The 25,382-nt window shown below is 66.8% G+C and carries 25 protein-coding genes; 16 read left to right on the forward strand and 9 right to left on the reverse strand.

Features of this window, described 5'->3' with window-relative positions; genetic code table 11:
• Position 1: 1 nt before the first annotated feature.
• From ACIP5Y_RS22830 to ACIP5Y_RS22840, 3 genes are all read right to left on the reverse strand, one after another.
• The gene (locus tag ACIP5Y_RS22830; protein ID WP_400352479.1) at positions 2 to 640 is read right to left on the reverse strand and encodes a TetR/AcrR family transcriptional regulator; all 639 of its coding nucleotides are present in this window, start codon (positions 638 to 640) and stop codon (positions 2 to 4) included.
• 1 nt (position 641) lies between these two features.
• Positions 642 to 1,787: an acyl-CoA dehydrogenase family protein gene (locus tag ACIP5Y_RS22835; protein WP_400352481.1), complete on the reverse strand. Its 1,146-nt coding sequence runs from the start codon at positions 1,785 to 1,787 to the stop codon at positions 642 to 644.
• Between the two features lie 99 nt (positions 1,788 to 1,886).
• Entirely contained in the window at positions 1,887 to 2,585 is a 699-nt protein-coding gene (locus ACIP5Y_RS22840) for a TetR/AcrR family transcriptional regulator (protein ID WP_400352483.1), read from the reverse strand.
• A gap of 189 nt (positions 2,586 to 2,774) precedes the next feature.
• Between ACIP5Y_RS22840 and ACIP5Y_RS22845 the strand changes: the two genes are divergently transcribed.
• From ACIP5Y_RS22845 to ACIP5Y_RS22865, 5 genes are all read left to right on the forward strand, one after another.
• On the forward strand, positions 2,775 to 2,990 hold the full coding sequence (locus tag ACIP5Y_RS22845; RefSeq protein WP_400352484.1) for a hypothetical protein: 216 nt from the start codon (positions 2,775 to 2,777) through the stop codon (positions 2,988 to 2,990).
• Positions 2,987 to 4,519 (forward strand): hypothetical protein, encoded by a 1,533-nt coding sequence (locus ACIP5Y_RS22850; protein ID WP_400352486.1) that lies wholly within the window; start codon positions 2,987 to 2,989, stop codon positions 4,517 to 4,519. Before ACIP5Y_RS22845 ends, ACIP5Y_RS22850 begins: the two co-directional genes overlap by 4 nt.
• A 104-nt stretch (positions 4,520 to 4,623) precedes the next feature.
• Positions 4,624 to 6,084: an SDR family NAD(P)-dependent oxidoreductase gene (locus ACIP5Y_RS22855; protein ID WP_400352488.1), complete on the forward strand. Its 1,461-nt coding sequence runs from the start codon at positions 4,624 to 4,626 to the stop codon at positions 6,082 to 6,084.
• Between the two features lie 358 nt (positions 6,085 to 6,442).
• Positions 6,443 to 6,820 (forward strand): DUF2784 domain-containing protein, encoded by a 378-nt coding sequence (locus ACIP5Y_RS22860; protein WP_400352490.1) that lies wholly within the window; start codon positions 6,443 to 6,445, stop codon positions 6,818 to 6,820.
• A 38-nt stretch (positions 6,821 to 6,858) separates the two neighbouring features.
• Complete coding sequence (locus ACIP5Y_RS22865; RefSeq protein WP_400353856.1) at positions 6,859 to 7,566, forward strand: O-methyltransferase; 708 nt, start codon at positions 6,859 to 6,861, stop codon at positions 7,564 to 7,566.
• Positions 7,567 to 7,572: 6 nt separating this feature from the next.
• Here the strand turns inward: ACIP5Y_RS22865 and ACIP5Y_RS22870 are convergent, their stop codons facing one another.
• Positions 7,573 to 8,331 carry a thioesterase II family protein gene (locus ACIP5Y_RS22870; RefSeq protein WP_400352494.1) on the reverse strand — a complete coding sequence of 253 codons (759 nt, stop codon included), beginning with the start codon at positions 8,329 to 8,331 and terminating at the stop codon, positions 7,573 to 7,575.
• Positions 8,332 to 8,368: 37 nt separating this feature from the next.
• Here ACIP5Y_RS22870 and ACIP5Y_RS22875 point away from each other — a divergent pair, with 37 nt between their 5' ends.
• Together ACIP5Y_RS22875 and ACIP5Y_RS22880 are read left to right on the forward strand one after the other, a co-directional pair.
• Positions 8,369 to 9,742 carry a CoA transferase gene (locus ACIP5Y_RS22875; RefSeq protein WP_400352497.1) on the forward strand — a complete coding sequence of 458 codons (1,374 nt, stop codon included), beginning with the start codon at positions 8,369 to 8,371 and terminating at the stop codon, positions 9,740 to 9,742.
• Positions 9,743 to 9,891: 149 nt separating this feature from the next.
• Complete coding sequence (locus ACIP5Y_RS22880; RefSeq protein WP_400353858.1) at positions 9,892 to 11,454, forward strand: MFS transporter; 1,563 nt, start codon at positions 9,892 to 9,894, stop codon at positions 11,452 to 11,454.
• Positions 11,455 to 11,509: 55 nt separating this feature from the next.
• On the opposite strand, the gene ACIP5Y_RS22885 is transcribed toward ACIP5Y_RS22880, so the two are convergent.
• Complete coding sequence (locus tag ACIP5Y_RS22885) at positions 11,510 to 12,082, reverse strand: TetR/AcrR family transcriptional regulator (RefSeq protein ID WP_400352499.1); 573 nt, start codon at positions 12,080 to 12,082, stop codon at positions 11,510 to 11,512.
• 110 nt (positions 12,083 to 12,192) lie between these two features.
• On the opposite strand from ACIP5Y_RS22885, the gene ACIP5Y_RS22890 reads away from it, so the two are divergent.
• The 6 genes from ACIP5Y_RS22890 (at position 12,193) to ACIP5Y_RS22915 (ending at position 18,467) form a co-directional block, all read left to right on the forward strand.
• Positions 12,193 to 13,404 carry an FAD-dependent monooxygenase gene (locus tag ACIP5Y_RS22890; protein WP_400352501.1) on the forward strand — a complete coding sequence of 404 codons (1,212 nt, stop codon included), beginning with the start codon at positions 12,193 to 12,195 and terminating at the stop codon, positions 13,402 to 13,404.
• 146 nt (positions 13,405 to 13,550) lie between these two features.
• Positions 13,551 to 14,600, forward strand: coding sequence for a nucleoside hydrolase (locus ACIP5Y_RS22895; protein ID WP_400353860.1), 1,050 nt, complete (start codon positions 13,551 to 13,553; stop codon positions 14,598 to 14,600).
• Positions 14,597 to 15,478: an amidohydrolase family protein gene (locus tag ACIP5Y_RS22900; protein WP_400352503.1), complete on the forward strand. Its 882-nt coding sequence runs from the start codon at positions 14,597 to 14,599 to the stop codon at positions 15,476 to 15,478. Before ACIP5Y_RS22895 ends, ACIP5Y_RS22900 begins: the two co-directional genes overlap by 4 nt.
• A 140-nt stretch (positions 15,479 to 15,618) precedes the next feature.
• Positions 15,619 to 15,969 (forward strand): hypothetical protein, encoded by a 351-nt coding sequence (locus ACIP5Y_RS22905; RefSeq protein ID WP_400352505.1) that lies wholly within the window; start codon positions 15,619 to 15,621, stop codon positions 15,967 to 15,969.
• A gap of 384 nt (positions 15,970 to 16,353) precedes the next feature.
• The gene (locus tag ACIP5Y_RS22910) at positions 16,354 to 17,499 is read left to right on the forward strand and encodes an FAD-dependent oxidoreductase (protein ID WP_400352506.1); all 1,146 of its coding nucleotides are present in this window, start codon (positions 16,354 to 16,356) and stop codon (positions 17,497 to 17,499) included.
• Positions 17,500 to 17,867: 368 nt separating this feature from the next.
• Positions 17,868 to 18,467 (forward strand): hypothetical protein, encoded by a 600-nt coding sequence (locus ACIP5Y_RS22915; RefSeq protein ID WP_400352508.1) that lies wholly within the window; start codon positions 17,868 to 17,870, stop codon positions 18,465 to 18,467.
• On the opposite strand, the gene ACIP5Y_RS22920 is transcribed toward ACIP5Y_RS22915, so the two are convergent.
• Together ACIP5Y_RS22920 and ACIP5Y_RS22925 are read right to left on the reverse strand one after the other, a co-directional pair.
• Positions 18,395 to 18,835, reverse strand: coding sequence for a GNAT family N-acetyltransferase (locus ACIP5Y_RS22920; protein ID WP_400352509.1), 441 nt, complete (start codon positions 18,833 to 18,835; stop codon positions 18,395 to 18,397). The genes ACIP5Y_RS22915 and ACIP5Y_RS22920 overlap by 73 nt on opposite strands.
• A gap of 3 nt (positions 18,836 to 18,838) precedes the next feature.
• Positions 18,839 to 19,063, reverse strand: coding sequence for a hypothetical protein (locus tag ACIP5Y_RS22925; protein WP_400352511.1), 225 nt, complete (start codon positions 19,061 to 19,063; stop codon positions 18,839 to 18,841).
• A gap of 376 nt (positions 19,064 to 19,439) precedes the next feature.
• Here ACIP5Y_RS22925 and ACIP5Y_RS22930 point away from each other — a divergent pair, with 376 nt between their 5' ends.
• The 3 genes from ACIP5Y_RS22930 to ACIP5Y_RS22940 all read left to right on the forward strand — a co-directional run bounded on the left by ACIP5Y_RS22930 (position 19,440) and on the right by ACIP5Y_RS22940 (position 20,680).
• Positions 19,440 to 19,976, forward strand: a complete 537-nt coding sequence (locus tag ACIP5Y_RS22930; protein WP_400352513.1) for a hypothetical protein — start codon at positions 19,440 to 19,442, stop codon at positions 19,974 to 19,976.
• A 178-nt stretch (positions 19,977 to 20,154) separates the two neighbouring features.
• On the forward strand, positions 20,155 to 20,379 hold the full coding sequence (locus ACIP5Y_RS22935) for a hypothetical protein (RefSeq protein WP_400352514.1): 225 nt from the start codon (positions 20,155 to 20,157) through the stop codon (positions 20,377 to 20,379).
• Positions 20,380 to 20,392: 13 nt separating this feature from the next.
• Positions 20,393 to 20,680 (forward strand): toxin, encoded by a 288-nt coding sequence (locus ACIP5Y_RS22940; protein WP_400352516.1) that lies wholly within the window; start codon positions 20,393 to 20,395, stop codon positions 20,678 to 20,680.
• A 1,301-nt stretch (positions 20,681 to 21,981) separates the two neighbouring features.
• Here the strand turns inward: ACIP5Y_RS22940 and meaB are convergent.
• Positions 21,982 to 23,088 (reverse strand): methylmalonyl Co-A mutase-associated GTPase MeaB, encoded by a 1,107-nt coding sequence (gene meaB, locus ACIP5Y_RS22945; protein WP_400352518.1) that lies wholly within the window; start codon positions 23,086 to 23,088, stop codon positions 21,982 to 21,984.
• On the reverse strand, positions 23,085 to 25,382 hold the full coding sequence (gene scpA, locus ACIP5Y_RS22950; RefSeq protein WP_400352520.1) for a methylmalonyl-CoA mutase: 2,298 nt from the start codon (positions 25,380 to 25,382) through the stop codon (positions 23,085 to 23,087). The genes meaB and scpA overlap by 4 nt, the downstream gene beginning before the upstream one ends.

Consider the following 25,382-nt stretch of genomic DNA (forward strand, 5'->3'; position numbering starts at 1 on the left):
TTCAGTTCGGGTCGTTGATCTTCGGGAACGTATCGCCGATGAGGGTGAGCAAGGAATCGGTGAGCAGGCCGTGCACCTGGGCGCGGGTCAGGGACTTGCGCACGATCCATTCCCGGCCCGCGGCTTTCACCAGTCCGCCGTAACACCGCACCAGAGCCCGTAATTCGGCACTGTGCAGCGAGTCCGACAGGCCCATCATCGCCACCACGCGCTCGGCGGCGGCATTGTCGGCCTCGTCGAGGATGCGCTGCACCTGTGGGTCGTCGCCGATGCCTTCCAGACCGGTGACCTTCACCCAGGTGGTGCCGTGCTCGCCGATGGTGTCCAGCAGCCAGTTCACGCTGCCGTCCACGCGTTCGGGCAGGGTGCCGGTGGGCGCGCGCATGTGGTCGGGGCGCGGCAGGGTCACCATGCGGCGCACGACCGCCAGGTACAGGTCGCGTTTATTGCCGAAGTAGTGGTTGATCAGGCCGCGCGCCACCCCGGCCCGCTGTGCGAGCTCGGCGGTGGACACGGCCGCGTAGGGACGTTCGCCGAACATGTCGATGGCGCAGGACAAGATCTGCGCGCGGCGTTCGTCCGGTTCGAGCCGGCGGCGGCGCGACGGGGTGTCGTCGCCGGCGGCCGGCTCGATCGTCATGTCAGAGTGAGCGGGCAATGAGGTCCTTCATCACCTCGTTGGCGCCCGCGAGGATCCGCAGAACCCGGGCGCCGGTGTACAACTGGGAAATCGGGTATTCGGTCATGTAGCCATAGCCACCGAAGAACTGCAGGCAGCGATCCACCACGATACCGAGTTGGTCGGTCAACCAGTATTTCGACATGGCCGCGGTGGGGATATCGAGCTCCCCGCGCAGGTGCTTGCTGATGCAATCGTCCAGGAATACCCGGCTCACCGTCGCGATGGTCGCGCACTCGGCCAGCTCGAATCGGGTGTTCTGCATCGCGAACAGCGGCTTGCCGAACGCTTCGCGGCCCTTGGTGTAGTCGACGGTCAGCTCGACGGCCTTCTCCATCATCGCCACCGCCAGGATCGCGGTGACCAGGCGTTCCTGGGCGAGCATCTGCATCATCTGATAGAAGCCCTGGCCCTCGGCCGTGCCCAGCAGGTTCGAGGCGGGCACCCGCAGGCCGTCGAAGAACAGTTCCGCGGTGTCCTGGGCCTTGCCGCCGATCTTGGACAGGATGCGGCCGCGCTTGAACCCTTCGACGTCGTCGCCGACCTCGGCGAAGATGAGCGAGACACCGGCCGCGCCCAGGCTCGCGTCGGTCTTGCAGGCGAGAATGATGCCGTCGCACAGCCAGCCGTTGGAGATGAAGATCTTCGACCCGGTGATGACGTACTCGTCGCCTTCTCGCACCGCGCGGGTCTTGATGTTCTGCAGATCCGAGCCCGTGCCGGGCTCGGTCATGCCGATGGACAGCACCATCTCACCGCTGGCGGCCTTGGGCAGTACGCGCTGTTTCAGTTCCTCGGAACCGAATTCGCGGATGTAGGGCGCGATGATCGAGGAGTGCACCGACATGCCCAGTGACCCGTCACCGAGGTGCGCCTGGGCTTCGATGATCGCGGCCTCGTGGGCGAATGTGCCGCCGCCGCCACCGTATTCGGCCGGGATCGCCGCGCACAGCAGGCCGAGTTCGCCGGCCCGGTTGTACAGGGCGCGGTCGGGATGGCCCTGGGCGATGAACTTCTCCTCGTGCGGGATCACCTCCTTCTCGAAGAAGGTGCTCGCCAGTCCTCGTACCGCCTCGACCTCGTCGTCGCTCCATGCGGGGCGTGCCATCGTCAATCCCTCACGTCGTGCCCACGCGCGGCGCCGTTGCCGGTCCTGCGCGTCTTGCCCACAAGGGTGCACGGCTATTGGCGCGCTGTCAACAAGGCGTCACAGGCCGCTGGACCGGGCCTGATTGACCTCGGCGAGCGTAGTGAAGATCGGCGTGTCCGGATCGGCCTCGACGTGCTGGCGGCGCAGATACCCGTCGATCAGCCCCCACGCCAGCTCGGTGGCCTGATCGATGAACTCCGCGGTCTGCTCGGTGCTCGGCGTATCGGAGTCGCTGAGCCACAGATCGGTGATCGAGACCAGCAGCCCGATCAGCGCGCGCGAGAGATAGTCCAGCCCCGAGGTCTCCAGCGGCACCGCCTCGGCCACCGAGCGCGCCATCTTGCTCAATCGCGCCGCGGCCTGGCGGCCCAGATCCAGTTGCAGCACACCCGAACCCGACTGCTGCACCACCTGCCCTTGCCCCAGGAAGCGAAAGACGTTCGGGTGCTCCAGGATTCCCTGCGCGTAGTCGGTGAACACCCGGCGCAACGCGGCGCGCGGCGGCTGCAACATCAGCGTCATATCGCTACCGGTGGCCGAGAAGGCCTGCCGCGACATGCGTGTCGCGATCTCGGTGAACAGATCCCCCTTGTCGGCGAACTGCCGATACAGCCGGGGTTTGGTGATGTTCGCCTCGCGGGCGATGTCGTCCATGCTGGGTCGGGGGCCGTCGCGATCGATCACCCGGATCGCCGCATCCACGATGTCGTCGCGGGTCACTGTCCGCGGGGCAGACCCGGCACTGCTACGAGCCACGGGCGAAGCATACACGTACCGCCGGTACGCGCTGGATTGCCCTCACCAGCGCGCACAAACCGCTTGGTTACCGGCACGTCAAGTGACAGATACCACAGCCCGGCGCATCAGAAGCACATTGCTTTCGCACCAAACGTACTGCCAGTATCGGAACCCGTACCGGCAGTACGATCAACCGGAAAGACACCGATGTCAGACGCAGCCAGTCAGCTCAGCACCACCCTGCGCGCACCCCTGCCCGACGCCTTCGCGCAGCTCACCGACGCCGACCTCACCGAACTCGACCGGCTCCTCACCGACGCCATGGACCGCCGGCGCGACACCCTCGACGCCGCCCTGTCCACCTCCCTCGACTTCGTCCCGCGCCTCATGCGCCCGGCCGTCAAGAAAGCCCTCGGACTGTGAGCGAACACCTGGTAGCCGTCGCCGAAACCACCAAACTCGCACGCCTGCTCGGCGTTACCGACCCCACCGAACTCGACTTCCTCGTCGACCTGCCACCCGCCGCCATCCGTGAATACCGCGAACGCGTCACCGACCGGCTCTTCGACCGCGACACCAAACGCCTGCGCGCCATCGCCACCGCCAGCAAGATCGTGCCCGTCGCCATCAGCGCCAAGATCGCCGAACGCGCCTTCGGACCCATCCTCTGCGCCGCCGTCGCCAGCGCCGTCGAACCCTCCCGCGCCGTCGACATCGCCAAATCCCTGTCCGGGCCCTTCCTCGCCGAATGCGCCACCGGACTCGACCCGCGCCGCACCGCCGCCATCATCGCCGCCGTCCCACCCCGCATGATCACCGACGTTGCGCGCGAACTACTTTCCCGCGGCGACCACATCACCATGGGCCGCTTCGTACACGTCGTCCCCGAACCCGCCCTGCGCGCCGCCGCACCCGTCATGAGCGACACCGACCTGCTGCGCATCGCCTTCCTGCTCGAAGACAAATCCGCCATCGACAAGGTCCTGCACATCGTCGCCGACCGCGTCCCCGGCGTCATCCGCGCCGCCGCCGAACAACACATGTGGGCCGAAGGCATCGACCTGCTCGACTCCATCGCACCCCACAACCGCGCCTGGATCGGCGACACCGCCGCCGGCCTCGGCGGCGACGTCCTCGACACCCTCATCACCGCCGTCGCCGAACTCGACGCCTGGACCACCCTGCTACCCATCACCAGCGCCATGAGCCACCACAGCCTGCGCCTGTTCGCCGAACGACCACCCGTCCACGACGAAACCGTCCTCGCCGCCATCATGGACAGCGCACTCGACGGCGGCCAATGGACCAACCTGCTACCCCTGGCCGCCCACCTGCCCGCCGCACAACTCACCTTCATCGCCACCCGCCTCGGCGACCAGGACGACGCCCACCTCGAAGACCTCATCCGCGACGCCCACCTCAGCGGACTCTGGGAAGCCATGATCCCCGTCGCACTCGCCCTCACCGCCGACAACCGCCGGCGCATGGCCGCACTACCCGTCATGAACGAACCCGACGTACTGCGCGCCGTCATCACCGCCACCGCCGACCACGACCTCTGGGCGCAAGCACTCCCCCTCGTCGACGCACTCCCCGACACCGCCAAACCCACCCTCGCCGACTGCGTCGGTGACCTCACCCGCGAACAACTCCTCGCCGCAGTACTCGCCGCCTCCCGCAGCGACAACATCCACACCCTCGTCGACATCGCCCTCACCCAGGAGCACAGCGGCCGCGCCCGCGTCCTCGCACTCATCGATGGCATGGACGACCGCGAGGAATTCCTCGCCGCCCTCACCACCGACACCCCGGATACGGTGTGGCAGGCCCTGATTCAGGTCCGCACCGAAATCCCGGACGGACTCCTCACCCTGCTCACCGACCGCGCTCGCCAACTCGGCCGCGACCACGACGCGAGCCAACTCCAACCCGTCGGCGCCGCCGCCGAATAGCCGGACCACCCCGGCCCGCGGACGGGGGCGGCAAACACCGGGGCAACGCAATGAGAGAATGACTCGGTCAACTGCCCCCGCACGAAGGATCACCCCGCTTTCCGATGGCCGAGCACAGCACCCCGGCGTACCCGACCGACTCCTCGACCATCGATCCCGAAGAGTTGGCCATCTGCCTGCGCGTCATCGAACGCGCCGGACAGCTCGACAAGGACGATCCGGACTCCCTCACCGTCCAGCGCGCGGTCGGCCACATGTTCAAACAACTCAAACGGCGCAAACGCCTCGAAGCCCGCGACGCCGTACAGGCCAACGACCGCGCGGTCGTCGCCGCCACCGCCACCGGATCACCCAACCGCATCGACGACGAAACCGCCGGCATCCCCATCAGCTCCAGCACCAACGACGGCAGCGCCGGCGAACTACTGCGCCCGCGGCCCTGCTACATCTGCAAGCAGCGCTACACCCGCGTCGACGCCTTCTACCACCAACTCTGCCCCGACTGCGCCGCCACCAGCCACGCCAAACGCGACGCCGGCACCGACCTCACCGGCCGCCGCGCCCTGCTCACCGGCGGCCGCGCCAAGATCGGCATGTACATCGCGCTGCGCCTGCTGCGCGACGGCGCCCATCTCACCATCACCACGCGCTTCCCCAACGACGCCGTCCGCCGCTTCGCCGCCCAGCACGACAGCGCCGACTGGCTGCACCGGCTGCGCATCGTCGGCATCGACCTGCGCGATCCCGCCCAGGTCGTCGCCCTCGCGGATGATGTTGCGGCCCAAGGCCCCCTCGACATCCTCATCAACAATGCCGCGCAGACCGTACGCCGCTCCACCGGCGCCTACAGCGCACTCGTCGAAGCCGAGAACGGGCCACTGCCCGCGGGCGCACTGCCCGACGTCCTCACCTTCGGTAAAACCATGCAGGCCCACCCGACCGCGCTCACCGCATCCCTCACCCCGGGCCTCACCGCCGCCGACATCACCGACCTCGCCCTCGTCGCGGGATCGGCCACGCCCGAACGCATTTCACAAGGCGTCGCCATCGACGCCGGCGGCCTGGTCCCCGACCTCGCACACACCAACAGCTGGGTGCAGACCGTCGCCGAGGTCGACGCCACCGAACTCCTCGAAGTGCAGCTGTGCAATTCGGTCGCGCCGTTCATCCTCATCTCTCGACTACGGCCGTCCATGGCCGCCTCACCCTCCCGCCGCAAGTACGTCGTGAACGTCTCCGCCATGGAAGGCGTCTTCGCCCGCGGCTACAAAGGCGCCGGTCACCCGCACACCAATATGGCCAAGGCCGCGCTGAACATGCTGACCCGCACCAGCGCTCGTGAAATGTTCGAGGCCGACCGCATCCTCATGACCGCCGTCGACACCGGCTGGATCACCGACGAGCGCCCGCACTACACCAAGATCCGCCTCGCCGAGGAAGGCTTCCACGCGCCCCTCGACCTCGTCGACGGCGCAGCCCGCGTGTACGACCCCATCGTCCGCGGCGAAGCCGGCGATGACCTCTACGGCTGCTTCCTCAAGGACTACGAACCCTCCAACTGGTAACCGCCTGCGGCCCAGCCTCTTCCGAGCCGGGCCCCGTCCCCTCCTTGCGGTTTTGAATAGCTCTTTTTCGTTCTGACCGGACGGATGAGAGTAAGCGCAATACATGCTTAGATGCGCATATCCCTGTATAGATATGTAATTAATAAGGAGTGGACCTGACCTGGAGCGACTCCGCGGACGGCACTCCCCGCCACCACGGCGAGGACCGGCGTCCCTCCCAGGCTCGCGGGGCGCAAGGTGGGCCGGCCTACTCCCCCACTGCTGCAACCAAACCCGGGACACATAGATAGATGCGCATATCTGCGTGTGGATATGGAACTTACTGCCTCTCCCCTACGCCGGGGCCTATGCTGGGGTGATGTGGTACCGGCTGCTGGCCGATGCGACGGCGGTCGTACATTTCGCGTTCGTCATCTACGTGGTGGTCGGCGGATTCATCGCGTGGCGGTGGCGCTGGACCATCTGGCTGCACATAGCCGCTGTCGTCTGGGGCTTCGGCACGGTGCTGTTCAAGGTCGATTGCCCGCTGACCGAGCTGGAGAACTGGGCGCGGCACAAGGCCGGCGAGGCCGGACTGCCGTCGAGCGGCTTCATCGACCACTACATCACCGGGGTGCTCTATCCCCGCAGCGATCTCGACCTCGTACGCGTCCTGGTCGCCATCTGTGTTGTGGTGTCCTGGTTCGGTTTCTACTGGTTGCGGCGCCGGCGGCAGGCAGTGCGGCGGGCGGCATGAAGGATCGGATCCCGTATCTCGTCAAGTCCGCGATCGGGATGGCGCGCGGATACCGCTCTTTCATGCGCACCGGGCAGTGGGGTGACGGCCGGGAGGCGGCGGTGCGGGATCATGTGCTCGCGAACGCGATATCGGGCGATCCCGCGAGTGTGCTTGCGGCCATGGATGATTTCGCCCGGCACCGCAGCATGCTGGTCAATGTCGGGGATGAGAAGGGGCTGATCCTCGATGCGGCGGTGCGCAAGGCGCAGCCGAGGCTGCTGCTCGAGCTGGGGACCTATTGCGGTTACAGCGCGGTGCGCATCGGGCGCGTCATGCCGGCGGCCGCGCGACTGGTGTCGGTCGAATTCAGTGCCCCCAATGCGGAAATCGCGCGGGCCATCATTGCCCATGCCGGGCTCGCCGATCGCGTGAGCGTGGTGGTCGGCACCATCGGCGACGGGGGCGCGACGCTGCGCCGGCTGGCCGTCGACCACGATTTCGGGCCGGGTGCAGACGATTTCCTGTTCCTCGACCACACCAAAGAGGCCTATCTGGCCGACCTGGAGTCGATCCTGGCGGCGGGGTGGCTGCGGCCGGGCGCGATCGTGGTCGCGGACAATGTCGGGGTGCCCGGCGCTCCGGACTATCTGCGGTACATGCGCCGGCACGAGGGCAAGGACTGGCGCACAGTGGAGCACCGCACCCACGTCGAATACCAGTCCCTGCTCGAGGATCTCGTGTTGGAGTCGGAGTATCTGGGCTGAGTGCCGTCAGCCGAGCCGGCGGGTGATCAATTCGGCTATGGCCGGCTGGTTTTCGGGCAGATCCAGGTAGAAGTGGCCGCCCGGGAAGGTGGCGAGTTCGAAGTCGCCGCTGGTGAAGCGGCGCCACTCCCCCGCTTGCGCTTCGGTGGTGGTCGGGTCGGCGGTGCTCAGCAGGGTGGTGATCGGGGTGCTCAGCGGCTCGCCCGGCTGGTGGCGGTAGGTCTCGACGGCTTCGTAGTCGTTGCGGACCGCGGGCAGCACCACTTCGGCGAGGCCGGGTTCGGCGCGCAGGATGCCGACCGATTCCGGGTCGTTGGAGAGGAGCTCGAGCTGGCCGATGAGGTCGCTGTCCGAGCCCTTGTGGAAGGTGCCGGTCTCGTCGAAATCGGGTGCCGGGCGGCAGGATACGAACAGGTGTGCCGCCGGTCGGCCCGCGGCTTCGAGGCGGCGGGCGGTTTCGTAGGCGACGGTGGCGCCCATGCTGTGGCCGAAGAGGGTGAGGCGCTGGGTCCGGGGCCACGTCAGCAGGTCCCGGGCGGTCTGCTCGGCGAGGTCGGTGAGCACCGGTACGAGGGGTTCGCCCAGGCGGTCCTGGCGGCCCGGATATTGGACGCCGAATACCGCGGTGCCGGAATCGAATCGCTGCGCCAGGGCCCGGTAGGCGGTGACCGAGCCGCCGCCGGGTGGTAGGCACACCAGGGCGATCGCCGGGTCGGCGGCCGGTTTCAGGGCGCGCAGCCAGTCTGTGCCGGTGAGATTTGCCACCACGGCGGGTCCTCCTTCAAGCGTTAGTGTCGGACTCGTGGGTACGTATGAGGCGCTGGTCCACGATTACGAGTCCGGGGTCGGGGTCACCCGAACGAGTATGCCCGCCGTCGATCCGGGCGCGAATCTGGCTGCGACGCTGCCCGTGTGGGCTCTGTCGGGTGGTGCGGTCGCGGCGTTCGGTGCGGCGGCCGATCGGCGCCGCGTCGCCTACGGATCGACGCCGTTGGTGAGCGTTCCGGATCCGGGTAGGGTGGCGGCGGCCTTCGCGAGTGATCGGTTGTTCCGCCGGAACGGTTTGCCCGCCGTGGGCTTCGCAGAATTTTCTGGGTTTTTCCGGGCTGCGGACGCTTGGGTGCGTACGCATGCCAACTATCCGCATCATCGCGTTCGCTTGCTGGCGGCGCTGGAGCTGCCCGGCGACGCCACTCGCGCGGCGCTCGAAAGTCGGCTTGCCGCACTGCCTGCCGCGGAGGTCGAGGCGCGGGCGCACGAGGCCGGTGCGATCGCGGTGCGGGTGCGCGCCGAGACCGAATGGGCGGACAGCCCGCAGGGCAAGGCGGCCGCGTCGGGGCCGCTCGTCGCCGTCGAGACGCGCGCCGATGAGGGCGTGATCCGATCTCGTTCCGCGGCAACCCAGCTGCTGCCGTTGCGCGGGATCCGTGTACTGGACTTGACGCGGGTGATCGCGGGACCGATAGCCACGCGCGCGCTGGCGCTGCTGGGCGCGGATGTGCTGCGGGTGGATCCTCCGCAGCTACCCGAAATCCACTGGCAGTATCTGGACACGTGCCAAGGTAAGCGGACCACACTACTCGATTTGCACACCGATCTTCCTGTTTTTCGCGAATTGATCAGCAATGCGGACATTCTCGTCACGGGTTACCGACCGGGCGCCTTGGAACGACTCGGTGTGCAACCCTCGGAAATTAGTCCGGGAATTGTTCACGGCCGAGTTTCGGCATGGGGTGAGCGCGGTCCGTGGGGTGATCGACGCGGTTTCGACAGCATCGTGCAAGCGGCCTCCGGAATATCGCTCATCGAAGGCATGCCGGGCAATTCACCGCATGCGTCGCGGGTCGGGGCGCTGCCGGCGCAGGCTCTCGACCATGCCAGTGGCTACCTGCTGGCGGCCGGGTTGCTCGACGCGTTGCACGCCCGCGAGGGCGACGGTCTGGGCCGGGAGGTGCGAGTTGCGCTGGCTCGCACGGGATCTTGGCTGCTGTCGGCGCCGGGCCGGACGCCGGATCATGCAGCCGCGCAGGATCCGGACCAGCGATATGCCGTCACGCACGGTGCGGTCGCCACGGCGCGCCCGGCGCTCGCCGAGTATCCCGATCATCCTTGGCCCGCACCGCCATACGGCGAGGACGGACCCGCCTGGCTGCCCAGACCGGACGGTTCGAGATAACCAGAAAACGTTTGAGCTTCAAGTGCACGCACACTCGCAAGTACATCAGCGAATAATGTGAATTGCCTTCCGGCATACGGGTTTTTGTGCCGTTAATAGATGAGATCCTGAAACCGACATCATTTATGCCGGCGGTTGCCGGTATGCGGATGGAGGACGTCATCGTGGACACACCTGCCCCTTTGTTTACTGCCGCCGACGATGGAGGTCGTCTTGCAGTGACACGCCGCGAGTGGACCGGTTTAGCGGTCCTGGCGCTGGCATGCCTGGTGTATTCCATGGACCTCACCGTCCTGCACCTCGCGGTACCGCAGATCAGTGAGAGGTTGCACCCCACCAGCTCCCAGTTGCTCTGGATCATCGACGTCTACGGGTTCATGGTCGCCGGGCTGCTGCTCACCATGGGCACCATCGGCGACAGGATCGGGCGCAGACGACTATTGATGACCGGCGCCGCCGCCTTCGCGGTGGTGTCGGTCATCGCGGCCTTCGCCCCGTCGGCGCCCATCCTGATCGGGTGTCGCGCCATTCTCGGCGTGGCCGGAGCCACTCTCGCGCCGTCCACTCTCTCGTTGATCTTCAGCATGTTCCGCGATCCCCATCAGCGTTCCGTCGCGGTCGGCGTGTGGGTGGGGTCCTACTCGGTCGGCGGGTCGGTCGGGCCGTTGGCCGGCGGCATCATGCTCGAGCATTTCTGGTGGGGATCGGTGTTCCTGCTGGCGGTTCCGGTCATGGTGCTGTTGCTGATCCTGGCGCCCAAGGTGTTGCCGGAGTATCGGGATCCGCATGCGGGGAGACTGGATCTGATCAGTGCGGGACTGTGCATCCTCGGGGTGCTGCTGCTGGTGTTCGGCATGAAGGAAGTCGCGCAGAACGGACCGGGGCCACTCTCGGTGGGGGCGTTGGTGATCGGGGCGATCGTCGGGGTGGTGTTCGTGCGCCGCCAGCTCACCGCGGAGGAGCCGATGCTGGATCTGCGGTTGTTCCGGCTGGGTAGTTTCCGCACCGCGCTCACCATCAATATGGTCGCGATCTTCGTGGCGTTCGGATATTTCCTGTTCGTGGGGCAGTACTTCCAGCTGGTGCTGGGGATGTCGCCGTTGCGGGCCGGAATCGCCACCATTCCGGCCGGATTGGGGTTCATGATCGGTTCCCAGCTGGGTCCGCGGATCATGAAGGTGGTGCGGCCGGCCTACATGATCGGCGTGGGTATGACCATGGCCGCGGCCGGACTACTGCTGCTCACCAGGATCACCGCCAGCGGCGGCGTGGAACTCACCATCGCCGCCTCGCTGCTCGTCTCGTTCGGGCTGGCGCCGGTCTTCGGGATCACCACCGAACTCATTGTCGGTACCGCGCCGCCGGAGCAGGCCGGGGCCGCCTCCGGATTGTCGGAGACGGGGGCCGAATTCGGTGGGGCGCTCGGCATCTCGATCCTCGGCAGTATCAGCATCGCGCTGTACCGCGGCCAGCTGTCCACCACCCTGCCCTTCGGGCTCAGTGACGCCGACACCAACAACTCCCGCGACACGCTCGGCGCGGCATTGCAAGTCGCCGGGACGCTGCCCGGGAAGCTCGGCTCGTCGGTGGCCGAGGCCGCCAAGCAGGCGTTCCTCATGGGGATGCACCTGACCTCGGCCATCGCGGCGGGCGCGGCGTTGCTGCTGGCGCTGATCGCGATGACGCGGCTGCGGCATGTGCCGCCGGGATGAGTTGCCCGGGGCCGAACTCGGTGCCCGCGGAGCGGGTCCGTGCCCGCGCGGGGAGTTACTGTCCGCGTAGGGCTTCGATGGCTGTCACCAGTCCGTCGCCGTCGAGCAGTGGCGCGTCCGGCGCGATCAGCCACTGCACCGCGAAGCCCTGGAACAGAACGAAATAGAGCTTGGCCACCGCCTCGGCCTGCGCCTCGGACATCTCGGGATAGGCGCGGTGGACCGCGGCGGTGATGCCGCCGTGCGCCTGGGCGGTTGCCTCGATCATGAACTGCTGGGCTTCGGGGTCGCGGGCGATCTGCACACCGTTCTCGGTGCTCAGCAACAGCGCTTCGCGATTCTGCCGGATGACGTCGATCAGGCCGTTCCAGGTGGGCCCGATCGCCTCCCGGGGCGAGTGGCCCTCCCCCGCATCGACGATCGCGGCCTCCATGCCGTCGCCCACCGCGTCGCCGATGCCCTCGGTGATCGCCTCCATGACGAGGCGGTCCTTGGATCCGAAGTGGTATCCGATGGCGGCCAGGCTCACGCCGGCGGCATTGGCGATGTCACGGGCGGTCACCTTGGCCAGGCCGCGGTCCAGGACGGCCCGGCGTGCGCCCGTCAGCAGGTCTTCTCGGTTTCCCATGACCCCACCCTACCAGCGTCTTAGACATTTGTTCTAGACAGGCGTGCCAGCCATGTGTTAGACATTTGTCTTAGACGGTACGACCAAGCCGCATCACAAGGGGAACCACGATGAGCACCACCTCCACCCTCCGCATCCTCGTCGCCGGCGGCGGCATCGCCGGCAATGCCGTTGCGCTGCAACTGATTCGCGCCGGCATCGCCACCACCGTCGTCGAACGCGCCGCCACTCCCCGCCCCGGCGGACAAGCCGTGGACCTGCGCACCGCCAGCAGGGAAGTCGCCGAGCGCATGGGCCTCATGCCCGGCGTGCGCAAGCTGCAGCTCGACGAGCGCGGCTGGCTCTATGTCACCGAACAGGGCAAGCAGTACGCCGAACTGCCGGTCCACGCGTTCGACGGCAACGGCCCCGCCGCCGAGATCGAAATCTCCCGCGGCGATCTCAACCAGGTGCTGCTGGACCTCATCGCCGAAACCGACGGACCGCTGGACTACCGCTACGGCGACTGGATCGAGCGCCTGGACCAGGACGCGCGCGGAGTCGACGTCACCTTCGCCTCCGGTGGCACCGAACGTTTCGACCTCGTCATCGCCGCCGACGGCGTCCACTCGGCCACGCGCCGCATGGTTTTCGGGCCCGAAGAGGAGTTCGCCACCCACCTGGGCGGATACATGGCCTTCTTCTCCATGCCCACCCCCGCCGATGCCAAGGAAGGCTGGCTGACGGGCTGCAATATCCCGGGCGCCATGTTCGCCATCCGCCCCGATCGTGATCCGGCGACCTCCAAGGCCATCCTCACCGTGCGCCGCGATTACGACCCGGTCCTGCACCGCGATCCGGCCGCGCAACGGCAGTTCATCCGCGACACCTACGCCGGGGCGGGATGGAAGGCGTCGAGCATTCTCGAGGCCATGGACGACACCCCCGACTTCTACTTCGATCAGCTCGCGCGCATCGATGTCGCGGACCTGTCGAAGGGCCGGGTCACCCTGCTCGGCGACGCCGGCTACTGCGGATCCCCGCTCTCCGGTATGGGCACGGCCATGGCCGTCGTCGGCGCCTACCTGCTGGCCGGTGAAATCGCCGCCACGCCACATGATCTCACCGGGGCACAGGCTCGCTATCAGGAGCGGCTCATCCCATTCCTGGAGGGCGCGAAGGAACTGCCGGGCGGTGGCATCAAGTACATGCTGCCCACCAACAAGTTCGGGGTCGCCATGGGACGGTTCAGCATGCGGATGGTCACCTCCAAGGTGATGCTGCCGCTGACCAAGAAGATGTTCGAGCCCAAGACCAAGGACTACAGCCTGCCGAATTACTGACAGCCGGGACGTAACTCGCGGCCTCGGTGCCGGGCATATGCTCGGCACCGGGGCCGTCCATATGCCTTCACGATGGCCCGAGAACGTGTGGTCGTTCCGGTCTGGTACCTCTAATGAGCCGGGAACTCGACGAATGCGAGGCGCTCATGCCAGTGAAGGTTCTGATGGACAACGACACCGGGATCGATGATTCCCTGGGGTTGCTGTACCTGCTGGCCTCCCCCGAGGCCGAGATCGTCGGAATCGCCTCCAGCGCGGGCAATGTGCCCGCCGCGCAGGTCGCCGCCAATAATCTGGCGCTGCTGGATCTGTGCCGGGCGCCCGATATCGAGGTCGCGCTCGGGGCCGCGGAGCCGCTGGCGATTCCGCTGCGCACCACCGAGGACACCCACGGGCCACAGGGTGTCGGGTATGCGTTGCTGCCGGCCTCGCGGCGGACGCTGTCGGAGCGATCGGCCGCGCAGCTGTGGGTGGATCTGGCCAGGGAACACCCGGGTGAGATCGTCGGGCTGTGCACGGGGCCGGTCACCAATCTCGCGCTGGCGCTGCGTATCGAACCGCGACTCCCCCAGCTGCTGCGCCGGCTGGTGATCATGGGTGGCGCGTTCAACCATCCCGGCAACACCACGCCCACCAATGAATGGAATGTGCACGTCGATCCGGAGGCCGCCAAGGCGGTGTACGACGCTTTCGCCGCGGCGCCGGCCGATCGGCGACCGCTCATCTGCGCGCTCGACATCACCGAGACGATCGAGATGAAGCCCGCGCACCTGGCGCTGCTGGCACAACGCGCGGGCAGCACACCGGTCGAGCTGGTGTCGGAAATCGATCCGCCACAGGCGCGTTCACAGGCCAGCAATCCGCTGGTGCGATTCCTCACCGATGCGGTGCGGTTCTACTTCGACTTCCACAAGCTCTACGACCAAGGCTATCTGGCGCATATGCACGATCCGTTCGCGGCGGCGGTGGCGCTGGATCCCGATCTGGCCGTGACCAAACCCGCGACGGTGGACGTGGAGCTGAGCGGAACCATCACCCGCGCCACCACCGTCGCCGACTGGGCGGGCATGTGGGGGCGAGAACCCAATGCCGACATCGTGGTCGCGACCGACCCGGACGTGTTCTTCGAGCGGCTGATCGACCGGATCGCGGCACTGGCAGCGGCCGCGTACCCACAGGAAACGAGCCCGCAGTGACGGATCAGGCCGACGATGATTCCGTCGCCGCGTTCCGTGAACGGGTAGGGCTATCCGGAATCATCGACATCCATACGCATTTCATGCCCGACCGGGTCATGCGCAAGGTGTGGGAGTACTTCGACTCCGCCGGGCCGCTGATCGGCCGGAGCTGGCCCATCGAATACCGCGACGAGGAGCAGGTACGGCTGAAGACGCTGCGCGGCTTCGGCGTTCGCGCCTTCACCTCGCTGGTGTACGCGCACAAACCGGATATGGCCGCCTGGCTCAACGAGTGGACCGCCGACTTCGCCGCCCGCACCCCGGACTGCCTGCACACCGCGACCTTCTACCCCGAGCACCACGCGGCCAGCTACGTCGACGCCGCAGTCGAGGCAGGGGCGCGAATCTTCAAGGTGCACGTACAGGTCGGCGGCTTCCATCCCGGCGACCCGCTGCTCACCGAGGTCTGGGGGCTGTTGCAGGACGCGGGTGTACCGGTGCTGATCCACTGCGGATCCGCGCCCACCGCCACCGACTTCACCGGTCCCGAGCCGATCGCCGCGCTCCTGCAGCGGTTTCCGCGATTGCGGCTGATCATCGCCCATATGGGTGCGCCGGACTACGGCGCGTTCCTGGATATCGTGCAGGCGCACGAGAACGTCATGCTCGACACCACTATGAACTTCACCGACTTCTTCGAAGCGGCCGATCCGTTCCCGGTAACCGAACGCGGACGCCTGCTGGAACTCGGCGACCGCATCCTGTTCGGCAGCGACTTCCCCAACATCCCCTACACCTACGATCACGCCCTGACCGCGCTGGAACGGCTGGACCTGGGCCAGGATTGGCTGCGGCAGGTCTGTCACGACAATGCCGCGCGGGAGTTCGGCCTCTAGGCCACCACCTGGGTCACGCGTTTTCCACCCCTGGGGTGCGTGGAATCGCCGTGCGCGGGTACGCACACTCGAGGACAGCGTCTGTCCAGAGTGAACGGATCCGAATTATGGTGTGGCTATTGGTTTCCGGGAGCAGCCTCGTGCCGCTGATCTGGGCGGCGGGGGTCTGGGGCCGCCCACTGCTCGCGCGTGAGCCGCGGCTGCGGCGTTCGTTCGAGCATGCGGTGAACACCGGAGAACGGCCCGGGTTCGCCGATCCCGACGAGTGGATGGCGCTGCTGACCGAGCGCCGCCGCGATCACCACGCCGCGCTGGGCGCGGCGTCGATCATTGCCGCGATCACGGCGCTGGCCGCGGTGCTCGCGGATACGCTGCCGACGCCGACCAGGGTTGCCTGCCTGGTCTTCCCGCTGTTGTTCGTGCTGCACCTGAGTCTGCGGTTGCGGCGGATCGAGCAGCTCGAGGCGGCGGAGCTGTCAGCGGCGCAATGACATCCCGGTCAGGGGCGTAATGACATCGGGGGTAGCAATCCATAGCGATCGAGCAGAATCCACATGATGGCCCATACTCGTTCCGGATCCATCGTCACTCATCTCCTTGCCTGACGACGGCAATCCCTCCCCTATTCACGACCTCGAGCCGCGTCCCGTCCCTGGTCACAGCAGGATGGGACATCTACGGTATGCCCAAGTCGACCGACCGGAATCATCGAACCCCGAAAACGACCCCCTAACCGTGACTACACTGGCCGTCGGACGCGCGAAGACACAGCTCGGGTATCGGTTAGTCCCGGCGGCGCACCGCGCCAGACACCACACCCACCGGGTGCGACCTGGGCGTCCCTTCCATTCACCGAATGTTCGAAGGGACTCGTCATGGCTGGATTCACCGTTGTCATCGCAGGCGCAGGCCTGGGCGGACTCGCCCTCGCACAGGGGCTGCTGCGCGCGGGAATCGACTGCACCGTCTATGAACGCGATGCCGCGCTGGATTCGCGCCGGCAAGGCTATCGGCTGCACCTCGACGGCACGGCGGAGAATGCGCTGCACCGGACGCTGCCACCACGGCTCGCCGACCTGTTCCACGCCACTTCCGGGACCCCGCGGCCGCGGTTCACACTGCTCGACCATGAACTGCGCGAACTATTAACCAAGGAATCCGACGATATCGCCTACGCGGTCGACCGGCTCACGCTGCGGCGAATCCTGCTGTCCGGCATCGAGGATTCCGTCGTCTTCGGAACCGGCGTCGGCGGGTACGACACGGGTCAGGACGGCAGGCTCGTGGTGCGTCTCGGCGATGGCGCCACCATTTCTGCCGATGTGCTGGTGGCGGCCGACGGCATCAACTCCGTGGTGCGCCAGCAGTACCTGCCGCAGGCGCGCGTCGCCGAGTCCGGCGTGTGGCAGGTCTACGGAGCCGTTCCGCTCACCGCGGAAACCCGGAAGCTGTTCGACGAGAGCATGTTCGGCATTTTCACAGCCATCTCCGGGCCCGAGGGCACCTTCGTCGGCGTCGCGCCCGTGGAGTTCCCGGCGGATACGGGATTGCGGGACTACATGACCTGTTCGTTCGGCGCGCGCAGCGAATGGTTCGATAACCGGGCCGGTTCCGTGCGCGATCTCGGCGGCACGCAACTACACGACCTGGTGACCACCGCCGTACGGACCTGGCATCCGCGCTTGCGCGAGATCGTCGCCCACAGTGATCCGGACTCGCTCTTCGCACTCCCTCTGCGAACCAGCGTGCCGATCCCCGCCTGGTCCACGACCCGGGTGACGTTGCTGGGCGATGCGATTCATGCCATGAGTCCGGCGTCGGGGTCCGGCGCCTGCACCGCGTTGCGCGATGCCGCCCACCTCACCGACGCACTCGTGCAGGCCGCGCACGGCCGTGATCTGCGCGAGGCGCTGGGCGAATACGAGCGAGAGATGATCGACTACGGATTTGCGGCCGTCCGCGCGGGTGCGGAGAACGGCACGCGATTCCTCGGCCAGGACCCGCTGCCTGCCTCGGTGTAGTTACAGCTGTGCCACGCGGATGGCTGTGTGGGCGTTCAGCAGTCGGTTGTGGTCGCTGCGGTGGCGCAGGCTCGGTTCTCGCGGATCTCGTTGTGGTGCTCAATGGCCTCCGGTTCAGAGCACCGGCATTGGATTTCGGCCGCGAAGACCCGCGCATCTTGTCGCGGGTGAGGCTGCCTTCACAGTCGACCAGCACCGCGTCTGAACGTCCGGCCCTGCGTCACGTCCACCGTCATCCCCGGTCGCGGGTCGCAGGGTTCCAGCAGCTGCTCGACGAATGCGCCACAACCGGGCCTGTGCCCGCCGATAATCCGTGTACGGCGATACATCGAGCCGCTGCGCAGAGTCGTTCCGCTTCGGAGATAGTGATGATCAGTGTTCTCGTTGCGGCAGTGGGGGTGCTGGGGACAGCTCTCGGCGCAGGACTCACCGCCGTCATCGCGGCCAGGGCCGAGAATCGACGCCAAACCGCTCTCGAGCGGGAGCAGGTTCGTAAGGAGCTGGCGCAGAAGGACACTCAGATTCTCGAGCTACGGATGGAGCACTTCCGCTGGCGACGTGAGCGCCGCCAAGCCGCCTATCTCGACTTTCTCCAGGCCATGGCCGCCGCCGATCGCGCCAATCAGCAAGAATTCCGCACTGTCAAAGCCGCAACAACGCCGGAACCCTTTGCTGTGGAACGGATCGCCGAGATCCGCAGTCTGTTCAAGCATGCCGAGCAGGTAGGCGATCTCGTATTGCTCGAGGGCCCGGATCAGGTTGCCACGACGACACAGGAGCTGATTCTGCAGTTCGGCCGGCTCGTGCAAGCAGTCCGCGATTTTGCAGAGGCCCACGCGAATTCAGCCGACGACCTACATATGCGCCAGCAGGCGATCGACCAGATCGGTGAACGCTATCTTGCCGCCCGGCTCGAGCTCCTCCATGCTGCTCGCATCGCACTGGACGAGATCATCGAGGTTCGCTGACCAATCCTGGGCCGCGGTGAGTGTGCAGATCGCCGGAACTGGCTGGTGAAGAAGCGCTCGCTGGGCATGGGTGAGGGCCCGCCGGGGTTCCCGAAGATCGCCGAGAAGTCCAGCTCTGCTCCGGTGGGGTGCAGGGTGAGTCCGAGTTCGCGGTAGAACCGTTCCAGGCCCGGACCATTGGCTTCGAAATGCCCGTAGAACAGGTCGGCCTGCGAGCGCTGGGCAATCTCGATCGCCTCGCGCACCAGCGAGGCCCCCGCGCCATCGCGCCGATTGTTCTCATCGACGGACACGAAGTGCAGTTTCGAGGTGCGCAGGATCCCGTTCAGCACCGCCTGCAGCCCGGTCCGCGGCGGCAGTCGCGCCAACAGCTACTCCGAGGGACCGGCCAGCAGACCCCCGAGCACACCGTCGTCATCGACCGCGACCAGCGCGAAGGTGTGCGCCCACACCAACGCCTCGAGCCCTCCACCGCGGTAGGCCCGCTCATTGGCGCCGTTGCCCGCTGCGAAGTCCAGGGCTGTGGCCAAGAACCCGTCATCGTGCGCCTGCACGAGCCGGCGCGCGGTGACCGGCCCGCCCCGGCACCCCGCCATATCAGCCCACCTCTCGAGTTGGGCTAGCTCACCGGCGTCGGCGGCATGGCGGACCCGCATCGCTGCACCCGCATCTACCGGTGCGAGCGGGTCGGACTGCGGTCGAGCTGAAACGGCTGCGGTGGCACGTTTCTCGCGATTGCGGCGGCCTTTCGATATCAGAATCCCCTGATATGTCGGTTTCCCGTAGACAGCGAGGCTACCGCGCGCCACCGACAAACACTGCGCATCGCACGCGAATACGCCACTGGCCCAGGGCAATTCGATCCGCACCAGCAGTGCGGGAGGGCACCAATTGTCCTGCCTGCCCGGCATACTCGATACCGGCACCTGCACCCCTGTCGGTGCCGCTCTCGCACACCTCCAGGAGCAGGCCATGGCCGATCTCGAGAACGAACTACTCGCCCTCGCCGACACACTGCACCGCTCACACGACCCCGACGAGGCGCAAGGACTACGCGGCGCAGTCCTTGCGCTGGCGCCCCGCGCGCGGGCCCTGCCCGTCGGAGACGCGGTGCGCGGGCTCTACGACTATCTCGACTACACCAGCCGCACGAACGTCGACGATTGGGCCGCCGGGATACGGCGCGAGCACGCCGAAATCGAGACCCAGCTACTGGGGGCCATCCACGGATTCCGGCGCGCCCAATTCAGCGTCGACGTGGACCTCCCGACAAGTGCATTGGCCCAGGCACATTCCCGCATTGAAGCACTCGCCCCCGAATCCGCGCTGCGATCGGCCCTGATGAGCCTGTTCGCCTACGCACGGCGGCTGTTCCAGCTCGCCTCCCAGCGCCAGGCCGATTCACCCACCCGAAGCCTCGACAACTCTCGCCATTCAACGGCCGAGCGCGACGCGCCGACCTACCGGCCGCCGAGGACCGAGCGCCGCGACATCGGCTACGAACGCTAGCGTTCTCCCCCGCTCATCTGCTCCCGGCATCGTCCGTGCAGCGCGGACCGCGCGTGTCACGATCACGACTTTGCGTGCCGACCAGCGGCTTGCATCACGCCCACCTTTTCCGGACAGGGTGAACACAACATTCGCCGAAGGTGCTACGGGCGGTGCTACCGGCGGTAGTCTTGCATGTATGAGCCAGAACCTGTCAGTGAAAGTACCCGACGAGCTGGATGCGCGATTGCGGGCTGCGGCGGGCGGAAACGTGTCGGCGTGGGTCCTCGAAGCCATCGAGGACAAGCTGGAACGGCAGATGTGGGAGCAGTCCAAGCAGACCGATGCGCTGCTCGGCATCGACGAGGGATGGCTGGCGGCCGAACAGGTGGCGGTGGAACGGGTCACGCGTGCAGCAAGGTGAGATTCGGCCCCGTATGGATGCGGGGTCGCCTGCGGCGTATGTGGTGGTGTTGTCGGGGCCGCGGTATCTGGCCGCGAAGAAGGGCCGGGTGGTGGTGTGCCGGGTCGTGCCCGGCGTGGTGCCCGAGGACTTCACGAGCGTGCACCGAGTCCGCTATCGCGACGAAAAGGGCACCGACACGATCGGGGTCGCAGTGCCGGATCTGATTCACTGGATCCCCGAGTCGGGACTGGGCCAGGTGGCCGGCCTGGTTGCCGACATGCCGGAGTTGCTGCGCACAGTCGGCGCGCTGTTCCGCTGACCTGCAAGCAGTTTGGGGCCACGCAGCGGGCGGCTGTGTAGGGGCCGGCAGCGAGGATCCACGGTTCGGACAGTGGACTCTCCCCACCGCACTCCACGTTCCCGTGACGTGGTGTTGGGCAGACCCCAACACCACGAGTTGTGCACAACTTGTACCACCGTCGGCTCAAGAGGGCGGCGGAAGCGGGGGTATCCGATCGCGAGCCGGGTTTGCTCGACCATGTCTCTCGACACGGAGAGAGGGTCGTCGCCGAGTCGGATCAAAATGCCGCGATGGAACTGCTCGACGTGCGCCGCCTCGGGCAGCAGTGAGGAGTCGACGGCGGGAATATCGGTGTGGAAGTAGGTTTCCCAACCCAACGGGCGCGGCGGTTGGGGGATTTCGCCCCGCTGAACTGCGCGTTTCCATCTGCCGAGTTCGAGGCGGACCTTCGGGCGGGGGGTCCCGAACGGCATCGATGGTGCCGAACCCGGTCCACAGTGCATAGTCGGGATCCCAGATCTCGGTCAGTAGTCTCGTGACAGCCTCGGCGATCTCGCGCCGATACAGCTTCCTCATCTCGGGCGTGACCTGGTCGGGCTCGGGAAACCCGAGTGAGACGAAGTTGCCGAGCGCTCGCCCCTCGTCGTACTGGCCGGATGGATGCGTGCCAGCCCGGTAGCGAACTCGATGACACTGCGCGTCGCGTCAGTGAGCGACATCGGTCGGTCGGTCCATCGGCCCCGCACGATGTGGTCACCGAGAATTCTGTCGGCATAGGGCTTGTCCGGTGACATCACGGCGTGCCGTCCTGCAGAGGCGGAGGGTTCGTGAGTATGCGGAGCGGTTCCTGTCGAAGTAGTTCTTCAAAGTGCCGTCCGGCTTGAACAAGAGTTGGTCGAAGTTGCCCTTGGCATCGAGAAAGATGTTGAGCAGCGCGAGGTAGTTGTCGAGTTTGAGGTGACCTGCCGGGGTGTCTGGAGCCGCTCATCGGTTTGTTCAGTGACCACGAACTTATGCCGGTCAGGCAACGTGTGTTCGTGGTCCACGCTATTCGGACTCGAACCAAAACCCTGCTGATTGGTACTCCGGTCTTTGAATGCGGATTCGTGAGCGCCGGTCCGAACAACCTCGTCATGTGCGGACCGGCGCACAGGCCAGGGTTCTTGTCGGTCACCGCCCCACCCTGCACCCGGAACTGGCGAATCTCCGCATACCAGGGCACATCCCGAACTTCATCGGATTTTCGGCGACTCCGTAACCCCGAAACACCGCCCAGCACTGCGGTATTCGACTACCTCGGGCGACCCTGCCCGAGGAGGTTAATTCCGGTCGTCGAAGGCGCGCAGGATTTCCTCGGCGGCGAGGGCGGGGGTGAGGGAGCCGTCGCGGACGCCTTTTTCTACCTGGGCGCGAATGGATTTCACGTGCGGGTTGTCGGTGAGGCGGCGTAGTAGGTTGTCGTGGACCATGGTCCAGGTCCAGTCGACTTGCTGGCGGCGGCGTTTTTCGGCGAATTCGCCTGCTTCGGTGAGGACGCGGCGGTGGGTGAGGACGGTGTCCCAGAAGTCGCCCAGGCCGGTGCCGTTGAGGCCGCTCATGGTGAGGACCGGTGGGCGCCACAGGGAGTCGCGGGGGTGGATCAGGCGCATGGCGCCCTGCAGTTCGCGGGCGGCGGCTTTGGCTTCCAGTTCGTGGCGGCCGTCGGCCTTGTTGACCGCGACCAGGTCGGCCAACTCCAGGACGCCTTTCTTGATGCCCTGCAACTGGTCTCCGGTGCGGGCCAGGGTCAGGAAGCAGAAGACGTCGACCATATTGGCGACCGTCACTTCGGACTGGCCGACGCCTACGGTCTCCACGAGGATGACGTCATAGCCCGCGGCTTCCAGCAGCACGATGGTTTCGCGGGTGGCCTTGGCGACCCCGCCCAGGGTGCCGGCGGTCGGGGACGGGCGGATGAAGGCGTCGCGTTCGGCGGCCAGGCGGGCCATGCGGGTCTTGTCGCCCAGGATGGAACCGCCGGTGCGGGTGGAGGACGGGTCGACAGCCAGGACCGCGACCCGATGACCCTGTTCGATGAGCGAAATGCCCAGCGCGTCGATGAAGGTCGACTTACCCACGCCCGGAACGCCGGTGATGCCGACCCGGTTCGAATCGATGCGATCGGCCTCGGGAGTAAGCTTCAGCAGCAGCTGCTGAGCCAGCTCCCGATGGTCGCCGCGCGTCGATTCGACCAGGGTGATCGCGCGCGCCAAACCGGCGCGCTCGCCGGTGCGGACCGACTCGGCGAGCTGATCCACATCGATGACCCGCTTGGCGGCGCGCACGCCGCCACGAGGTGCGGGGCCACCGGATGCCGTCACACCGGCGGTGGTGCCGAGGCGAGGGTGGAGCTCCCCACCCTCGCTCGCGCGTCCGGCCTCGCTCATTCGCCCCCGCCGGTACCGTTCTCGCCGCTCGCGGCCGGGGCGGTTTCGCCTGCGCCGCCGCCGATCTCGTGGCCGAGCGCGTCGCCCAGTTTCTTGATCAGGTCGATGGCCGCGTCGGCGATGACGGTGCCGGGTGCGAAGATCGCTGCCGCCCCGGCCTCGTAGAGCTCGTCGAAGTCGCCGGGCGGGATGACGCCGCCGACCACGACCATGATGTCGGGGCGCCCGACATCGGCCAGTGCCTGCCGCAGGGCGGGCACCAGCGTGAGGTGACCGGCCGCCAGCGAGGACACGCCGACGACGTGCACGTCGTTGTCGGCCGCCTGCTGTGCCACCTCTTCCGGGGTCTGGAACAGCGGGCCCACATCGACGTCCATGCCGAGGTCGGCGAAGGCGGTGGCGATCACCTTCTGGCCGCGGTCGTGGCCGTCCTGGCCCATCTTGGCGACCAGGATGCGGGGGCGGCGGCCCTCGGCCTCGGCGAACTCCTCGACCAGCGTGATGGCCTTGCTGATATTGCTCACCTTGCCGGCCTCCTCGCGGTAAACGCCCGAGAGCGTGCGGATCTCGGCCTGGTGGCGGCCGTACACCTTTTCGAGGGCGTCGGAGATCTCACCGACGGTCGCCTTGGCGCGCGCGGCATTGATGGCCAGCGCGAGCAGGTTGTTGCCCATGCCGCCCTCGGAAGAACCTGCGGCACGGGTCAATTCACCCAGTGCACGCTCGACCTCGGCCGGATCACGTTCCGCGCGCAGCTTCACCAGTTTGGCGTTCTGCTCGGCGCGCACGCGGGTGTTGTCGACCTTGAGTACCTCGATCGGGGTGTCCTCGGTGACCTGGTACTTGTTTACGCCGATGACCGGCTGCTGCCCGGTGTCGATACGCGCCTGAGTACGCGCGGCGGCCTCTTCGATGCGCAGCTTCGGGATGCCCTCCGAAATCGCCTGTGCCATACCGCCGTGCGCCTCGATCTCGGCGATGTGGGCGCGGGCGCGTTCGGCCAGCTGATGGGTCAGCCACTCCACGTAATAGGAGCCGCCCCACGGGTCGGCGGGGCGAGTCGTGTTGGACTCCTGCTGGATCAGCAGCTGAGTATTACGCGCGATGCGGGCGGAGAAGTCCGTCGGCAGCGCGAGCGCCTCATCGAGAGCGTTGGTGTGCAGCGACTGGGTGTGGCCCTGAGTAGCGGCCATGGCCTCCACGCAGGTACGCGCCACATTGTTGAACACGTCCTGCGCGGTCAGCGACCAGCCCGAGGTCTGCGAATGGGTCCGCAGCGCCAGCGATTTCGCGCTCTTGGGCTCGAACTCGGCGACCAGCTCGCTCCAGAGCAGGCGGCCCGCACGCAGTTTCGCGACCTCCATGAAGAAGTTCATGCCGATCGCCCAGAAGAACGACAGGCGCGGCGCGAACTTGTCGACCTCCATGCCCGCGTCGATACCGGCCTTGATGTACTCCACGCCGTCGGCGAGGGTGTAGGCCAGCTCCAGGTCGGCGGTCGCGCCGGCTTCCTGAATGTGGTAGCCGGAGATGGAGATCGAGTTGAACTTCGGCATCTTCGCGGAGGTGAAGGCGAAGATGTCGGAGATGATCCGCATCGAGGGCTTGGGCGGGTAGATGTAGGTGTTGCGGACCATGAACTCCTTCAGAATGTCGTTCTGAATGGTTCCGGCCAGCTGCTCGGGCTTGACGCCCTGCTCCTCGGCGGCGACGACATACAGCGCCAGAATCGGCAGCACCGCGCCGTTCATGGTCATCGACACCGAAACCTGGTCCAGGGGAATCTGATCGAACAGTTCCCGCATGTCCAGGATGGAGTCGATGGCGACACCGGCCATACCCACATCACCGGTGACCCGCGGGTGATCGGAGTCGTAGCCGCGGTGGGTGGCCAGGTCGAAGGCGACCGAGAGGCCCTTCTGACCCGACTGCAGGTTGCGGCGGTAGAAGGCATTCGAGTCCGCGGCGGTCGAGAAGCCCGCGTACTGCCGAATCGTCCACGGCTGATTCACGTACATGGTCGGGTACGGGCCACGCACGAACGGGGCCAGGCCCGGCACGCTGTCGAGCGGGTAACCCTGCTCGACGATGCCGTCACGGTCGGCCTTGGTGAACACCGGGGGCACCTCGATGCCCTCGGGGGTCGACCAGGTGAGCTGTTCGGGCGCATAGTGGTTGGCCTGGGCCGCCTCCTTGACGAAGGCATCGACCTGCGCGGGCTGCACCGGCGCGGTCTCCGGTTCCCCGAGCGGGACCTCGGCGAAACTGCCGATCAGATGCTTGATATCGCTCAT

Origin of the sequence: Nocardia sp. NPDC088792 (genome assembly GCF_044750615.1) — a bacterium.
In the GTDB taxonomy this organism is placed as follows: Bacteria; Actinomycetota; Actinomycetes; order Mycobacteriales; family Mycobacteriaceae; genus Nocardia.

Bases quoted from the DNA above. Each gene is read 5' to 3' on its own strand.
- ACIP5Y_RS22865 (WP_400353856.1), top strand. From the start codon at position 6,859: ATGGCGCGCGGATACCGCTCTTTCATGCGCACCGGGCAGTGGGGTGAC.
- ACIP5Y_RS22940 (WP_400352516.1), top strand. From the start codon at position 20,393: ATGGATGCGGGGTCGCCTGCGGCGTATGTGGTGGTGTTGTCGGGGCCG.
- ACIP5Y_RS22830 (WP_400352479.1), bottom strand. From the start codon at position 640: ATGACGATCGAGCCGGCCGCCGGCGACGACACCCCGTCGCGCCGCCGC.
- ACIP5Y_RS22890 (WP_400352501.1), top strand. From the start codon at position 12,193: ATGAGCACCACCTCCACCCTCCGCATCCTCGTCGCCGGCGGCGGCATC.
- ACIP5Y_RS22845 (WP_400352484.1), top strand. From the start codon at position 2,775: ATGTCAGACGCAGCCAGTCAGCTCAGCACCACCCTGCGCGCACCCCTG.
- ACIP5Y_RS22860 (WP_400352490.1), top strand. From the start codon at position 6,443: ATGTGGTACCGGCTGCTGGCCGATGCGACGGCGGTCGTACATTTCGCG.
- ACIP5Y_RS22935 (WP_400352514.1), top strand. From the start codon at position 20,155: ATGAGCCAGAACCTGTCAGTGAAAGTACCCGACGAGCTGGATGCGCGA.
- ACIP5Y_RS22835 (WP_400352481.1), bottom strand. From the start codon at position 1,787: ATGGCACGCCCCGCATGGAGCGACGACGAGGTCGAGGCGGTACGAGGA.
- scpA (WP_400352520.1), bottom strand. From the start codon at position 25,382: ATGAGCGATATCAAGCATCTGATCGGCAGTTTCGCCGAGGTCCCGCTC.
- ACIP5Y_RS22925 (WP_400352511.1), bottom strand. From the start codon at position 19,063: ATGGCGGGGTGCCGGGGCGGGCCGGTCACCGCGCGCCGGCTCGTGCAG.
- ACIP5Y_RS22855 (WP_400352488.1), top strand. From the start codon at position 4,624: ATGGCCGAGCACAGCACCCCGGCGTACCCGACCGACTCCTCGACCATC.
- ACIP5Y_RS22885 (WP_400352499.1), bottom strand. From the start codon at position 12,082: ATGGGAAACCGAGAAGACCTGCTGACGGGCGCACGCCGGGCCGTCCTG.
- ACIP5Y_RS22880 (WP_400353858.1), top strand. From the start codon at position 9,892: ATGGAGGACGTCATCGTGGACACACCTGCCCCTTTGTTTACTGCCGCC.
- meaB (WP_400352518.1), bottom strand. From the start codon at position 23,088: ATGAGCGAGGCCGGACGCGCGAGCGAGGGTGGGGAGCTCCACCCTCGC.
- ACIP5Y_RS22915 (WP_400352508.1), top strand. From the start codon at position 17,868: ATGATCAGTGTTCTCGTTGCGGCAGTGGGGGTGCTGGGGACAGCTCTC.
- ACIP5Y_RS22930 (WP_400352513.1), top strand. From the start codon at position 19,440: ATGGCCGATCTCGAGAACGAACTACTCGCCCTCGCCGACACACTGCAC.
- ACIP5Y_RS22910 (WP_400352506.1), top strand. From the start codon at position 16,354: ATGGCTGGATTCACCGTTGTCATCGCAGGCGCAGGCCTGGGCGGACTC.
- ACIP5Y_RS22895 (WP_400353860.1), top strand. From the start codon at position 13,551: ATGCCAGTGAAGGTTCTGATGGACAACGACACCGGGATCGATGATTCC.